The organism is uncultured Microbulbifer sp., from assembly GCF_913055755.1.
Lineage (GTDB): Bacteria > Pseudomonadota > Gammaproteobacteria > Pseudomonadales > Cellvibrionaceae > Microbulbifer.
The window spans coordinates 1-15,074 of the sequence record NZ_CAJXKH010000006.1; the positions used below are offsets into that span (position 1 = coordinate 1).

Sequence of the window (15,074 nt, forward strand, 5' to 3'; positions counted from 1 at the left end):
GGGTCAGCGACTTATTGTCTGTAGCAAGGTTAACCGCATAGGGGAGCCGTAGAGAAATCGAGTCTTAATAGGGCGTTCAGTTGCAGGCAATAGACCCGAAACCCGGCGATCTATCCATGGGCAGGTTGAAGATTGAGTAACATCAATTGGAGGACCGAACCCACTAATGTTGAAAAATTAGGGGATGACCTGTGGATCGGAGTGAAAGGCTAATCAAGCCGGGAGATAGCTGGTTCTCCTCGAAAGCTATTTAGGTAGCGCCTCGCGTCTCACCCACGGGGGTAGAGCACTGTTTGGGCTAGGGGGTCATCCCGACTTACCAACCCCATGCAAACTCCGAATACCGTGGAGTGCAATCGCGGGAGACACACGGCGGGTGCTAACGTCCGTCGTGAAAAGGGAAACAACCCAGACCGCCAGCTAAGGTCCCAAATATCAGTTAAGTGGGAAACGATGTGGGAAGGCCCAGACAGCTAGGAGGTTGGCTTAGAAGCAGCCATCCTTTAAAGAAAGCGTAATAGCTCACTAGTCGAGTCGGCCCGCGCGGAAGATATACCGGGGCTCAAACTGATAACCGAAGCTGCGGATGCTCTTATGAGCATGGTAGAGGAGCGTTGTGTAAGCCGCTGAAGGTGAACTGTGAGGTTTGCTGGAGGTATCACAAGTGCGAATGCTGACATGAGTAACGACAAGGGGGGTGAAAAACCTCCCCGCCGGAAGACCAAGGGTTCCTGTCCAACGCTAATCGGGACAGGGTTAGTCGGCCCCTAAGGCGAGGGCGAAAGCCGTAGTCGATGGGAAACAGGTTAATATTCCTGTACTTGCAATTGCTGCGATGGAGTGACGGAGAAGGCTAGGCCAGCATGGCGATTGGTTGTCCATGTTTAAGGTAGTAGGCTGGGGACTTAGGCAAATCCGGGTCCCTAAGGCTGAGAGCTGATGACGAAGCCTACTTTGTAGGTGAAGTGGTTGATGCCCTGCTTCCAGGAAAAACTTCTAAGCTTCAGGCAATTGCGAACCGTACTCTAAACCGACACAGGTGGTCAGGTAGAGAATACCAAGGCGCTTGAGAGAACTCTGGTGAAGGAACTAGGCAAAATGGTACCGTAACTTCGGGAGAAGGTACGCCGGTTTTGGTGATGGGACTTGCTCCCTAAGCTGAGGCCGGTCGAAGTGACCAGGTGGCTGCGACTGTTTATTAAAAACATAGCACTCTGCAAACACGTAAGTGGACGTATAGGGTGTGACGCCTGCCCGGTGCCGGAAGGTTAATTGATGGGGTTAGCTTCGGCGAAGCTCTTGATCGAAGCCCCGGTAAACGGCGGCCGTAACTATAACGGTCCTAAGGTAGCGAAATTCCTTGTCGGGTAAGTTCCGACCTGCACGAATGGCGTAACGATGGCCACGCTGTCTCCACCAGAGACTCAGTGAAATTGAAATCGCTGTTAAGATGCAGTGTACCCGCGGCTAGACGGAAAGACCCCGTGAACCTTTACTACAGCTTTGCACTGAACTTTGAGCCTACTTGTGTAGGATAGGTGGGAGGCTTTGAAGCAGTGACGCCAGTCATTGTGGAGCCATCCTTGAAATACCACCCTGGTATGTTTGAGGTTCTAACTCTGGTCCGTAATCCGGATCGAGGACAGTGTATGGTGGGTAGTTTGACTGGGGCGGTCTCCTCCCAAAGAGTAACGGAGGAGTACGAAGGTGCACTCAGCATGGTCGGAAATCATGCAATGAGCATAATGGTATAAGTGCGCTTGACTGCGAGTCAGACATGACGAGCAGGTACGAAAGTAGGTCATAGTGATCCGGTGGTTCTGTATGGAAGGGCCATCGCTCAACGGATAAAAGGTACTCCGGGGATAACAGGCTGATACCGCCCAAGAGTTCACATCGACGGCGGTGTTTGGCACCTCGATGTCGGCTCATCACATCCTGGGGCTGAAGCCGGTCCCAAGGGTATGGCTGTTCGCCATTTAAAGTGGTACGCGAGCTGGGTTTAGAACGTCGTGAGACAGTTCGGTCCCTATCTGCCGTGGGCGTTGGAGATTTGAGAAGAGTTGCTCCTAGTACGAGAGGACCGGAGTGAACGAACCTCTGGTGTTCGGGTTGTCACGCCAGTGGCATTGCCCGGTAGCTATGTTCGGACGGGATAACCGCTGAAAGCATCTAAGCGGGAAGCCTCCTTCAAGATGAGATCTCCCTGACTCCTTGAGAGTCCTGAAGGGCCGTGGAAGACTACCACGTTGATAGGCTGGGTGTGGAAGCGTTGTGAGGCGTTGAGCTAACCAGTACTAATTGCCCGTGCGGCTTGACCATACAACAGAGATGGTTACTAACGATTTGGATTGTGTCCAAACGAGAGACGCGCAACTTGCGGTGTATTACTACAGATTGTTTTACCGACTTATTTGGGGTTATCGCCGGTCAGCAATATGGCCGAGGCAAACAGCGATAACAGGAAGGCCAAGCCAGATGCTTGTAAGACCATCCAACCCAAGCCAGTTTGCCTGACGACAATAGAGTTGTGGAACCACCTGATCCCATGCCGAACTCAGAAGTGAAACGCAACATCGCCGATGGTAGTGTGGGGTTTCCCCATGTGAGAGTAGGTCATCGTCAGGCATCAAATCCGAAAGGCCGTACAGGAAACTGTACGGCCTTTCTTCTTTTCGGTTTACGGAAACATAAAAAAATAAAAAGGCCGCCCGATTGGGCGGCCTTTTTTGTAACGCTATCCTCAAAACCTGACTTGCGCCGCACCGACGGTTTTTTAAACGCACTGGCAAACCCAGTAGTGGTGCCACTCAGCGCCAATATCCCGTAGTTATCCCCAGCTCTATCCAGTGATTCTGTGAGTAACGAGCCTGTGCATAACCCGGAAAAAACCGAAAAATCAGATCGCTTCGTGATTTTGCGAGATCAAAGGTCGTTATCTCTGCAAACTTATGCACCATGGGCGCGGTGCCGGGTATCACCACGGCATGTCACTGAATGATTGATCGGCGGTTTTTGAACGCTTGCTAAAATCCTGTAACTGCTGGGGAGAGAACTGGATACCGGAAATTAATTCCCGGCCCTATTCCACGTTCATGCCTATATTTCATCCGGTGTGACCCATTCATAGCCGAGATCGGATATACCGTTGACTAGGTTACGGAAGTCAGAGAAGCCGTGGACCCCCAGAGATCTTTCCAGCCAGAACGGATGGAAGAAGAAAGAGGCCACTCCGTCGCGGATCACACCGGCGTAGACCGCATTCAGGTATACCTCTTCCCATGAATAATCAATAAAGGAAGCGGGGTCAATTTCCCGGATGTCGTATTCAATATTTCCCAAATTTTCAGGGTAGATTTTCGCTCCGTAGAAGTCCCGAGAGATCGGGTATGGAAAGAACTGCCCCGCAGCGAAATCGCGTGCCGGGTCGTTGGTGTCCCTGTTTAATTCTGGTGAAGTGGACGTGTAGTAAAGCGAACGTTCGTAGCGGCTTTCAAATAAGGTACCAAAAGCGCGATAAGCGTTGGGAGAAGCCTGGTAATGCGGCGTAGTCCAGGTATATGGCATAAAGCCGTTCTCAAGTAGCTCATAGTAACCAGACAGCATCCTCTGCGTTGCCCATGCCTCCGAGTCTTCACTCACGGGCGCATTATTGGGAATATGCCAGAACTCGAAGTCATCCCCGGTGACACCGCTATAAGGGTTGGGTTCCTCCCTGTACTGATGGGTGTAGCCGTGCAGGGAGATTTTGGCTCCTCGCTCTACGGCATAATTCAGAGAGCTGAGCATGGCCTCCGAATCCGCCATGTAAATTTCCTGAGCAATGCCCTGGTTAAATACGCCGGCCGGATCGCGATAGAATGGGACCGCAGTGATTGTAAATGGGATTCCTCGATCACTCAGGAAGTCAGATAAGCGTCGTATATTTCTGAAGTTGACGAGCGCGGCGACATCCTCGATACGCAGCATAGAGTACCTGGAGGGGGGATGATCAATTTCCAGTACGTCGTGCAAAATATCACACAGCACCAGATAACGGTCACGTGGTCCGATGTAAGAGAGCGGCAGGTCAGCGAAATACCAGAAATTACCTGAGCGAGAAATATATGGGATTGACTCTCCGGTTACGCTATTGCTTATGTTGACGACAGTCTCAGACTTGGTGGAGTCAGTGATACCCATCCAACCGACATCCGGGTCCGAGTTGATGACGCCAGACTCCACATTGTAATCATAGTATTTGATAAGCGATCGATCTTTATAGGACACCGTGTCGAAGAAGCCCGGAGATGGATTGTTCTCGCTGGGCTGGCTGTCGAGCCCTCTCAAGCCGTAAAAGCTCAAGCCGAAGACTTGTGAAAAGCTGTAAGCGCTGTTCCACGCAAGCTGCCAGATGTTATACCTAAACCAGACTAGGGGCTTGGTGGTGTTACTGGCATCGACTAGAAATGCCTGTGGCAGGGGATTGTCGAAATAGCTTCCCAGGTAAAAAGATGCATCATGATTATCCAGTTCGCCTGCGGCATAGCTGGACACATCCATCAGCGTGATGTCCGCGTTAAAGTGGCCGAGCACATTCGACAGCATAATGGCGTAGGTATACCCGAGCTTGGCATAGGGCACTCCTGCGGGGGCATCATACAGCACGAGGATTGACCGAGAGGGCGCGCCGATTCCCAGACTGGCCAGCAGTGATGCCTCCCCGCTCCCGCCTTCACTTTGAGCCAGCAGCAGGTCGGTTAAACTGGATTTTTCCTGTGCCGCCTGATGTAACTTCGACTTTGGATTATCTCGAAACTGCCTGAATAGCTGTCTGGCTTCGATTTTAAGTTTTTCTTTCTTCCTTCTGCAGGGGTCAGTTTTTTCCCTGTCATTGCATGCATCTTGATTTCTATCCGGAGTACCAGCCCTCACCGCCGTACCTGGCGTTGGTGTGAGTTTACGGTGGTTACCATCCGGCTGGAAAACCTGTGCATGTGCACTGCTTAGGCCGAAAAAAAGTACTAAGACCGTCATCAAATTTAAATTTTTGATGTCGGTTAAAAAGCTGTGCCACATACAAAGTACCTGTTACGAGCGTCGTAGAGTCTTAGCAACGCAGTTCAGTCATGAAAATTGGCAAATCAAAAAGATATAGACGTGCCAACTTTGTGATCTGCTTGGAATTATTGATGTTTAGCAGATCAACCAGAAGGTCAGGAGGGTTTGGGAAAGAATGAGGGAAAATTGGCGTTAATTTAAATGATATTTGCCTTGTCGACTTGGGCGAAATTATTTATTCCCGCTCCATGGCAGGCCGACGCGGTGTGACTAGAATCACGAAAGCGATGTGATGAGTCTCGCGTATGTGAGGGCGGGTGAGATAGATACGCCGCCGCTGTAAATCAATGCCATCTCCGACAGGGAAGTTGGAAGCACTGTCGTTCGCAGTCGATGCGAAGTCACAGGTTTCTTTATTCCGGAGATCAGTAAAGAGGTCTGCTTTGAAAACCATTCTTTTCATTACCGGAACCCGGCCCGAAATAATTAAAATGGCGCCTGTGTACCTAAAACTTACGGAGCAAAAACCCTGCATCAACTTGCTCTGGTGTCACACCGGTCAACATGGCAAAGTTGCCCGGGAAATGTTTGCTCAGTTTGATATCAAGCCTGACGTAATACTGGACCGCCCGCCGGGTGAGGGGCTTAGTGACTTACTGGGAGGGCTGGTTCAGTCAATTGATAATATTCTGGACTGGCGCCAGCCGCACCTGGTGCTAGTGCACGGTGATACCAGCTCCACTCTCGCGGCAGCGCTCGCGGCATTTTATCGCCGCATCCCTATCGCTCATGTAGAAGCCGGATTGCGCTCTGGTGATCTCGAAAATCCATATCCAGAAGAAAGCAACCGAAGAATTGTTGGCATGTTGGCAAGTCGTCACTATGCACCTACCCCTCGAGCTGCCGCTAACTTGCTGAGAGAAGGCGCATGCAGACATACAATTACGATTACCGGGAATACCGTCGTTGATGCGCAGAAGCTGATTGCACGACAGATGGCGCTATGTGACCAAAGACGAAACAAGGTGCTGGTCACAATGCACCGCAGGGAGAACTGGCCGAAGATTCAGCTCCTTTGCGAAGTGATTCGGGGGTTGGCGTATGAATACCCGGCACTAGAGTTCGTACTGCCCGTTCATCCCAACCCCGCGGTGTCATCGGTTGTTCTAGACACTCTGGCGGACATTCCGAATGTTGTGCTCAGTCGTCCGCTGGGCTATCTCGAGTTGCAGCGTTGCCTGTCACAAGCTGTGTTGGCAATTACTGATTCTGGGGGGATTCAGGAAGAGGCTCCAGGATTCAACGTTCCCTGTGTGGTACTGCGGCAGACCACGGAGCGCCCCGAGGCTATAGAAAGTGGTCAGGCGGTTTTGGCTGGCACGGATGCAAGTGTTATTGAGGAACAGGTCCGTTATTGGTTGGCACAGCCCCTCAGGAGCATGGAAAACCCGTTTGGAGACGGACAAGCTGCCACCCGGATTTGGGAGGATATAAAGACCTTCCTCGCGCTGGTTGAGCCACAGCAGGAGCATCCAAAGGAGGCAGCGAATGCCTGATCTGGTGGTGCTCGTTGCGACCTATTTCTACAGCTTGAAGTGGGTTTTCATCGGACTCGCATTCTGCATGCTGTTCTTTGGCCTTGATGACATTTTCGTAGATGCCTCTTACTGGCTGCTGAAAATCAAGACACGACTTTCGAAATATAGCAATGAAAGTCGACCGACGATTGTACCCAACAATAAAGAAAGCCTGTATCGGAAGACGGAGAAACCGATTGCGATCATGGTTCCCGCATGGCGCGAGATTGGTGTCGTGGCGCCGATGGCCAAATTACTGGTCGAAACCCTGGATTATGAAAATTATCAGATCTTTGTGGGAACCTATCCGAACGACTTGGAGACCCAAGGCGAGGTTGATGATGTCTGCAAGCTTTATCCGAACATACATAAGGTTGTATGTGCCAGGCCGGGACCCACATCTAAAGCCGACTGCCTCAACAATATACTGATTGCTATCGGGCAGTTTGAGTCGGCCGCAAAAATCCAGTTTCAGGGCTATATCTTGCATGATGCGGAAGATGTAGTGAGTAGCTACGAACTGTTGATGTACAACTACATGCTGGACACCCACGGTTTTATCCAGATCCCCGTATACCCGTTTGGGCGTGAGTGGCATAAATTCACGGCAGGACATTATGCGGACGAATTCTCGGAACTACATGGAAAGGATGTGGTTGTCAGGGGCTGGATTTCTGGCCAGGTTCCGAGTGCCGGTGTCGGGACCTGTTTCAGTCGTGATGCGATATTAACTCTTCGCAAGCTCAATGAGGGAGAAACATTTAATACTCATAGCCTCACGGAGGATTATGACATCGGTTTTCGATTGAAGCTTCTGGGTATCAAGGAGATCTTTGTCCGCAGCGAAGTGCTAACTGAGGAAACAAAAAGGGAAAAAAAGTTTGGGTCGAATACTCAGGATCAAAGTGTGATCTGTGTTCGTGAGTTTTTCCCGGACACCTTGAAGACCGCCGTTAGACAAAAAACACGATGGATTGTCGGTATCGTATTTCAGGGGTACAAATCCTTGGGCTGGACCAAATCTTTTCGAATGAATTATTTCCTATGGCGCGATCGACGAGGTGGTATAACCAATCTGCTCGGTTTCTCCGCGATACTGGTTGTTCTAAATCTTTCCTTCCTATTCCTGTATGAGTATTTCGTGCCGAACGGCTACCGGTTTCTTGCGGACTTTTCTGAAGATAGTGTCGTACGATTTTTGATCTTCTGCAACATGACCTTTCTTGTTAGTCGTATTTTCCATCGAATGTATTTTGTTTCAAGGTATTACGGTCTATTGGAGGGATTGCTGTCGTTGCCGAGAATGGTTTGGGGTAATGTAATTAATTTTTGGGCTTGTATTAGAGCAATAAGGCAAGTGTTGTCAGCAAACTCGGTATCTGCTGTTCCCTGGGATAAAACGACACATCACTTCCCGGAAGTAAAAAGTACCCGGATTGAAGATCTTGATGTGGTCAAGGAATTCGAAAACTTTACTGAAGACTGGCTCACGTCATGGCAGCAGCACTGTCCCGAAGGTTTTGATGTCTATCAATACCTTATTTATACAGGTCGGGTTTCTGGAGAAGATGTGGCGACCTTGAAGGCAGAAGTTTCCGGTTTGGGAGTTTTGACGAAAAGTTTGTGGCACATAGATCGAAAGATAACTGACGTGCTCGGGCTTCATCTGGCGATGAAATACAGCGTTATTCCCGTCGGACTTAACGACGGAATTCTGATGATCGCCTCGGAAGAAAGAGTTTCCCCAATCGCCAAAGCTGCTATCTCGAGAGCTACGGGACTTCAGGTTCAGTGTGTCGTGGCGCCGCCAGGATTTGTCGCGATGGCAATTGATCTCTGGAATACCGAGGAAGCGTCGAAAGTCGGTTCCGAAGAATCATTTTTCACGGAAATTCCCGAATGGAACGAGTGTTTCAATCGGGTTCTGCTAAAAGATTTTCTTGTGCGAACGAAAAAAGTACATCCTGCGGTTTTATCACAGGTCTGCCTCGAATTGGGCAAAGATGACTGTTCGTTGGGCAGGTTGCTTGTGGAAAAGGGGATTATTACTGAAAGCGACCTCTCCCTCTGTGAGAGAGAGATCAATATGCTGCGCGGGTTGCGTATTCGTTCCGATATTGAGGAGCTCGAAGCTATGGTGCGGGAAGTATGACTATACAGATATCGAGTAGCCAAAGATAAATGGGATCGCGCATAACTAAGGATGGATTTCGGTGGATTGAATGAAATGGATGTTGTTCGTAGTTTTTGGGTTTTGTTGCGGGGTGCAAGCAGAGGACCTGTCACCCGACGTGGTTCAACGTCAGCAATCCGAATATCAGCGATACGTTTTATTTCCCTACCTTGATAGAGGATTCCGGGCCGAGCAGGAAGGAAACCTTATTCTTGCGGAGCAGAGCTACCGGCGCGCTCTGGAACTGCAACCCACCAGCCAGGAAATACGCGCAAACCTAGCTCATGTTCTTATGAGAAGGGGGAACTATGGCGGTGCGCTCGAAGTGCTCGAGCCAGTCATGTCCCGCTCGGATCCTGCGAGAGATAAATTTCTATTTCTGTTGCTGGAGACTTTCGATCCGCTAGATGCCGGTGATATTTCGACCATGGTGAGCGCATGCATGCCCGGAAGGTGCAGGGGGGTTCTGGAAGGCGTGGCTCACAGGTTGTTCAAGTCTGGCGGGCCGGAGTTAGCACTGGCGTTTCTGGAAGGGGCTCTGGAATACGCTATTGGCGAGGACCGGGTTGAGTTGCTGTCACTGAAAACTGCATATGATGAGCAGGCGAATCGATGGCAGCGTATTGTATCCGATGTGGAAGAAATCGGGCATTCTCGGCCCTTGCGCGACAGCGAATCACTGCGTTACGGTTTTGCGCTGCTCAACATGCGCAGGTTCCGTACCCTGGAAGCGTTTCTCGCGTCCAACCAATTTTTAGATGTGAGTGGCGAATTAGCGCTGCGCCGCGCCAGTATTATGCGGGCGGTTACGATGGGGGAGGATGATTTCGCCAGGCGTCAATTTAAGCGCTTGTCAAAAATAGACCGACTGACAAAGTCCGAGGAGGAGCAGTATGCCCGCCTCTTGGTTACGTCGGGAGACTTCCACGCGGCGCGCGAGCTGCTCAAAGAGGGTGGTGAGCGCGGCTGCATGTTTTTGATTGATTTGGCGCTAGAGCTGGCCCAAAAAGGACGGGCTAAAGAAGAATTGGAAAGTTGTGCACAAGAAAATCGTGCCGCTGATTGGCTGAATGCCGCGATAAACCTGAGAGACGAAGATGCCTTGCGGAAAACATCCTTTAACGGGAAGCTGGAAATAGTAAGGTTGAGGGCCTTGGTGGATATTTATATTGGCTCCCATCGCCATGCGAAAATCATCCACCTGCTCGAGTCACGCAAAGATCAAATACTCGTTCCAGATCTGAAACTGGCGCTCGCCGGCGCGCTCGAACAGGAACAACGTTATTTAGAGGCGGCAAAGTCTTATGAAGAAGTGCTGGCTAACTCTATCGACCCTGGTTCTCGTGCTGAAGTATTCCGTGACGAGAAATCCTCAGGTGACATTTCCCGTGACAGAATACTGGATCAGGCTTCTTACCTATATATGCTCGGCGAAAAGGACAATGCCGCGGCGGATCTTTTGGAGCGAAACTTTCCTTTTGACCAGACGCAAAATCCGGAGCTGCTGAATGAACGGTTGCTCTCGTTACTTCATCTTCTTCCGCCAGCTAAGCAGAAGATTGTCTTGCAGGAAATGGTCGATGCTCCTTTCAGTATGGGGTTTGCGATCAAGTTTGGAGATCTCTGGCGAAATTCGGCTGCGTGCCAGGAACTCACCGAACTTGCGCCTACTCTTCATGCCAGCAGGCACTTCGTAATACTCGCGCGATGCTACGAGGTATCAGCCCCTGGCCTGGCAGCATATTACTATGCGGTGGCTGCTTCTCGCGGCGTGGAGGGGATAGCGATCTATCAAGCATACAACTATCACTATGGAGGCGACTATCGTGCTGCGCGGGATACGTGGCTGGAGCTAGAGCGTGGTGGCTTGTCTGATGACCAGGCGTTTGCCGCTGCGATATCTGCGCTTGCCGCGGAAGATGCCGTGCTTGCTGAACGGTGGTGGCGACAGGCCGATATAAAGACCGAGCAGTGGTGGTTTACCGGATCCATGATCGCCAGATTACGGGGTGAGCTGGCGCTTTCGGCGCAGCGGCTCAATCAGGCAATTGCGGCTTCAGCTGAATTGAATCCCGAGTACTTGTATTCTCGCGCCATGTTATTGCGCGAGCAAGGCAATATCGAGCTTGCCGAGGCCGATGAGTCGCAGCTGGCTGGGCGCGCAGATGTGACGGCAGAGACACAGGCACATTTGGCATTTAATTCGGGTGATATGGATCGGGAAGAGTCTGCTACGCGGTTACTTGAAGCATTACGAGCGGTTCCTGAATACAGTGCGCTCCGCGAGCAATATATCTATCTTTCAGCGGCAGAGGGTAGGTCCCCTGAGGCAACGGCTCAGATTCAGCAATTACTCGATCAACTGGATCCCGATCTTCCACCTGTTGGCACTTCATCGGAAGCGGTCAACGATAAAATATATGCATTCCAGCGTATGCATGAAAGGCTCACAAGGCGCCATCGTTTCTATGTGGGCGGTTGGAGTGGCGCTGGTGGAGGAGGGGGCGGCAGTGATCAGTTAGTTTATGGTAGTGCCTTTAATAGCCGGGGTGTCCAACTTGATTACGACTATCGGCTGGTGGATGGCGCCTCGACTGGGTGGGGAGCGTTATCCGTATACGGGCGCGCGATTGTGTCTGAGTCAACGGATCATCGGTTTTCGGGGCTGTCTCACACCTCCGGCGTAGGTGTCCACTGGAAGCCGGATCTGGGTTTGGATGTCAGTGCGATGGCGGAGCTAAACCACAGGTCGTTCGCACAGGGGCGATCCGGCACAGACGTGATGTTGAGGGCATCAACTGACCTGCTTAGCGCGTTTTCCGCTCAAAATGACTGGCATGTGAGCGTGGATCGCTGGTTCGTCCAGCAGTTTTATCTGGATGGCGCTTATTGGGTCGAAGCGAAAGATTATTCACTGTTCGCGCGTTATTCCGCGGGTCCACAGTTTAAGACCTTCTTGAAGGCACCTTCGACAGTTCAACCGTACGGCTTCTTGCAGGCAGATTATTTGCGTAATTCCCTGGCTGGCGAAATATCTGAAGAGCCTGTTTCCTGTGTCAGTGCTGGTGTTGGCTTTGCGTTTAATTTTTGGTCCGGGAAAAATGATTACGACGCCTATCGGCAAAGCTACTCTCTGAAGTTTGAGTACCAGAGGTATATCGACTCCAATTATTTCGACGGTGACGGGGTGTTCTTGAAGCTGGAGGCCAGGCTCTGATGAAAGCTTTAATGGCCTTTCTGGTTTGTCTGCTGCCGGTTTTTGCTACAGCCAATACGATTTTCTATCAGCCCCACAATACCGATGGGGTTCTCGGGGGAAATGAATGGCAGGAAATCTTTGCGGAGGCGAGAGACGCTGGCTTTACCAGTATTGTCGTGCAGTGGAGTCGTTACGGAGATGCGGATTTCGGGGGTGCTGGTGGATGGCTTGAGCAGGTTGTAGGTATAGCCCATGACCAGGGGTTGAGTGTGGTGATGGGCCTGTATTCTGATCCGGATTTCTTTACCCGTATAACGGGGACGGATTTTGAAGTCGGCGCATATCTCAACAGTTACCTGGTGAAGAATTTGCGGATACTTGAGCAGTTGGCAGCTAGGCCTGTGCAGAAAAAAATTTCTGGTTGGTATCTGCCGGCAGAGTTTGATGACCGATACTGGTTTTCCGTTAAACGTCAAAATTTGCTCCGCGACCAATTGGGGAAATGGGACGCGGCACTTGCAGAACGCACGTCCAAACCCTGGTCGACAACAAGCTTTTTTACGGGGTGGCAGTCTCCGGCCAACTACGCGGACTGGTTGCGGGGTTTGAAATACGATATCTGGATTCAGGACGGAAGCGGTACAGGAGTTTTAACCGACGGGCAGCGGACGTTCTACCTTGATGCTATCGATAAAGTGAATAGCGGGGTGATTGTTGAGGCTTTCCAGCAGCGCAATGACGAAGAGAAGTTTGTGGCGCAGCCCCGTGACCAGGAGGAGGTCCGGCTTCTCGAAAAAAACTATCGCGGACTTGGTTTTCAGCGGGTTGGCTATTTTTCACTGAGATACATGCCGTTCGCGAGGGGCAGACTTTGTGGTTCGTGCAAGAGTTAGTCTGTACTGGTTCGACGTGTCCTTTAAGGTTGGGTGAGACAAGGGGAGCGATACTGTTAATGTTTCCGCGGTGATGGGGTGTTACTCAGAAGGCAAAAAAATACCCCGCATTGCGGGGTATTTTGCGTCTATCGGCAATTAACCAGCAGTCTTTGAGGGGGCTGCCTGGCCTCCAGTGTGCCGCTCCTTCAGCAGGAGATAGAGCGACACGATCAGGATTATTGTCTGGACGCTAATGCCTTCCCAGGTTGAGTAGATACCCAGCCAGTCGAAGCTAAAGTCTACCGGCAGTGACGTCATACTGATTAACGCCGCTTCCTGCAGTGCAGCAATGGCCTTGCCGGCAAGGATGAAGGACAGCGCCAGCAGGATGAAGGTCGTGGCAGAGAAGAACTTGCCGATCGGCAGGCGCTTCGAGAAACGCACCATCAGCCAGCCGAACACCACCAATAGCGCCACACCGGTGAGCAGGCCGCCCCACAGAGAGGATTCCTGTCCCGCGGTGGTCTGGCTCAACAGCGCTTGGTAGAACAGGATGGTCTCGAAGATTTCGCGGTATACCGCGATAAACGACAGACCGGCGATCCCCCACAGGGTTCCGGCGCCCAGATGCTTGTTGATGTTGTCGTGAATATAGCGCTGCCACTCGTGGGCCTGGGTTTTGCTGTGCATCCAGAAGCCCACATAAAAGAGCACGGCTGCGGCCACGGCTGCGGCGACGCCTTCCATGATTTCACGGCTGGCGCCACTGATGGTGACCAGGTTCTGGGCTGCCAGCCAGGTGGCGAAGCCAGCGGCAAACGCCGCAATCCAGCCGAAGTGCACATATTTGATGGCATCCCGGCGCTCGGTCTTGATCAACACCGTGGAGAGCGCAATGACAACCAGCAGTGCTTCCAGGCCTTCACGGAGGAGGATGATCAGGCTGGCGAGAAACAGCGCGCCGCTGGAAAGACTGCCGCCTTCAATCAGTTCTTTGGCCTGGTCCAGGCGGTCAAATATTGCCTGGAAATTGCTGGTGACCTCAGCAGGGTCACTGTCTGCGTTGAGTTGGCCGCGCAGGGCCAGCAGGTCGCGTTCAATGGACAGTCTCAGCGCACTGTCGTGAGAGTTGAGGCTGCTTTCCGCCAGCTCGAAACCGTCCAGGTAAGCGCTGATGGCCAGGGTGCGCGCATCACTGTAATCGCCTGCGTTGTAGGCAGCCTGTGCTGCCTCTAGTTGGCTGCGGGCAACATCAATGGAGGAGGCGCCGCCTTTGCTTGCCGTGAACAGGGAGGCAGGATTCGCCCGCAGGGCCGCGATTTGCTCGTCGCGGATTTCGGCTTTATTGCTTTTCAGTACGTTAGGGCTGTACTGGACCAGGTCGTTGAGGGTGATCGCTCCGGTGCCTTGGGGTGCGTCAGCTCCGGCAAACGCTTTGCCACCCACATAAAAAGCCAGGGACCAGCGCTGCTGATCATCCAGCGCCTTGAAGGCGGTCATGCCCGTGCCGTCGATGCCGCTGCTGATGGCGTCGTACAGTCCGAGCAGCGAACGGTTGTCTGCTCGCTCGCGGTCGTGAAAGTCCGTGGGAGGTGGTTCCAGCTGTGCGGCGAGCGCACCGTCGCCCTTGCCTTCGACCCCGTGGCAGCTCACGCACTGCTGCTGGTAAATGGCCGCGGTTTCTTCCGTTGGCAATAACTTGGAAGGCAGGGAAAGCTGGGGGGAGATTTCCAACAGGCTTTGGCGCAGCGCAGCGGTGTGCTTTTGCACCTCAGCGAGCCCCGCCTTGTTGTCAATTGCCAGTTTCAGCGCCTTCGTCTGACGCTCGATGGCTGCGGATTTTCCAGACGCCGGGAGTGCCCTGCCGCGGTCTAGCAGTAACTGTGAAAACTCCTGCATTTCGGCGTATTCGTCGTTGTTGACGATTTTGCCGTCGACCACGGCTTCGGAGTAGTCGACGCCAATGTATTCCGCCATTTGCATCAGCTGGCGAAGCTCCAGCGGGTCTGCGGGCGCGGCCACAGTATTGGCAATCAGGCTGCCGGCAAGCAGTAGTGTCGACAGAATCTGGAAAACGTAACGCATGAAAAGCTGTCCATAGGGCTTAAGTTATCAAGTTGCGTAATATTATTGATAATGATTCTCACAATAAAGCCCTGCAGGCCAGATAAGAGGAATTTAGCGGGGTAAGCAGGAGGAACGGGGGGTTC

The 15,074-nt window shown here is 52.0% G+C and carries 6 protein-coding genes and 2 rRNA genes; 6 read left to right on the top strand and 2 right to left on the bottom strand.

Translation table 11 applies throughout. From position 1 onward, the window contains the following. Together QZ511_RS02370 and rrf are read left to right on the top strand one after the other, a co-directional pair. Positions 1-2,322: ribosomal RNA gene (locus QZ511_RS02370) — 23S ribosomal RNA — on the top strand; the annotation flags it as partial. A 190-nt stretch (positions 2,323-2,512) separates the two neighbouring features. Continuing rightward, positions 2,513-2,628, top strand: a 5S ribosomal RNA gene (rrf, locus tag QZ511_RS02375). A 471-nt stretch (positions 2,629-3,099) separates the two neighbouring features. Here rrf and QZ511_RS02380 read toward each other — a convergent pair. Next, entirely contained in the window at positions 3,100-5,058 is a 1,959-nt protein-coding gene (locus QZ511_RS02380) for a DUF2334 domain-containing protein (RefSeq protein WP_295798386.1), read from the bottom strand. 425 nt (positions 5,059-5,483) lie between these two features. Between QZ511_RS02380 and wecB the strand changes: the two genes are divergently transcribed. From wecB to QZ511_RS02400, 4 genes are all read left to right on the top strand, one after another. Beyond that, entirely contained in the window at positions 5,484-6,596 is a 1,113-nt protein-coding gene (wecB, locus tag QZ511_RS02385) for a non-hydrolyzing UDP-N-acetylglucosamine 2-epimerase (protein ID WP_295798390.1), read from the top strand. Beyond that, positions 6,589-8,769, top strand: coding sequence for a glycosyl transferase family protein (locus QZ511_RS02390; protein WP_295798392.1), 2,181 nt, complete (start codon positions 6,589-6,591; stop codon positions 8,767-8,769). The genes wecB and QZ511_RS02390 overlap by 8 nt, the downstream gene beginning before the upstream one ends. 70 nt (positions 8,770-8,839) lie before the next feature. Continuing rightward, positions 8,840-12,007, top strand: coding sequence for a tetratricopeptide repeat protein (locus QZ511_RS02395; RefSeq protein ID WP_295798395.1), 3,168 nt, complete (start codon positions 8,840-8,842; stop codon positions 12,005-12,007). Next, on the top strand, positions 12,007-12,882 hold the full coding sequence (locus QZ511_RS02400) for a DUF4434 domain-containing protein (protein WP_295798397.1): 876 nt from the start codon (positions 12,007-12,009) through the stop codon (positions 12,880-12,882). The genes QZ511_RS02395 and QZ511_RS02400 overlap by 1 nt, the downstream gene beginning before the upstream one ends. Positions 12,883-13,020: 138 nt before the next feature. Here QZ511_RS02400 and QZ511_RS02405 read toward each other — a convergent pair whose 3' ends face one another. After that, the gene (locus QZ511_RS02405) at positions 13,021-14,949 is read right to left on the bottom strand and encodes a cytochrome c/FTR1 family iron permease (RefSeq protein ID WP_295798401.1); all 1,929 of its coding nucleotides are present in this window, start codon (positions 14,947-14,949) and stop codon (positions 13,021-13,023) included. Positions 14,950-15,074 lie beyond the last annotated feature (125 nt).

What these genes read in the sequence shown, in the direction of transcription:
- QZ511_RS02380 (WP_295798386.1), bottom strand. Translation starts at nt 5,058, where the DNA reads ATGTGGCACAGCTTTTTAACCGACATCAAAAATTTAAATTTGATGACG.
- QZ511_RS02390 (WP_295798392.1), top strand. Translation starts at nt 6,589, where the DNA reads ATGCCTGATCTGGTGGTGCTCGTTGCGACCTATTTCTACAGCTTGAAG.
- QZ511_RS02395 (WP_295798395.1), top strand. Translation starts at nt 8,840, where the DNA reads ATGAAATGGATGTTGTTCGTAGTTTTTGGGTTTTGTTGCGGGGTGCAA.
- QZ511_RS02400 (WP_295798397.1), top strand. Translation starts at nt 12,007, where the DNA reads ATGAAAGCTTTAATGGCCTTTCTGGTTTGTCTGCTGCCGGTTTTTGCT.
- QZ511_RS02405 (WP_295798401.1), bottom strand. Translation starts at nt 14,949, where the DNA reads ATGCGTTACGTTTTCCAGATTCTGTCGACACTACTGCTTGCCGGCAGC.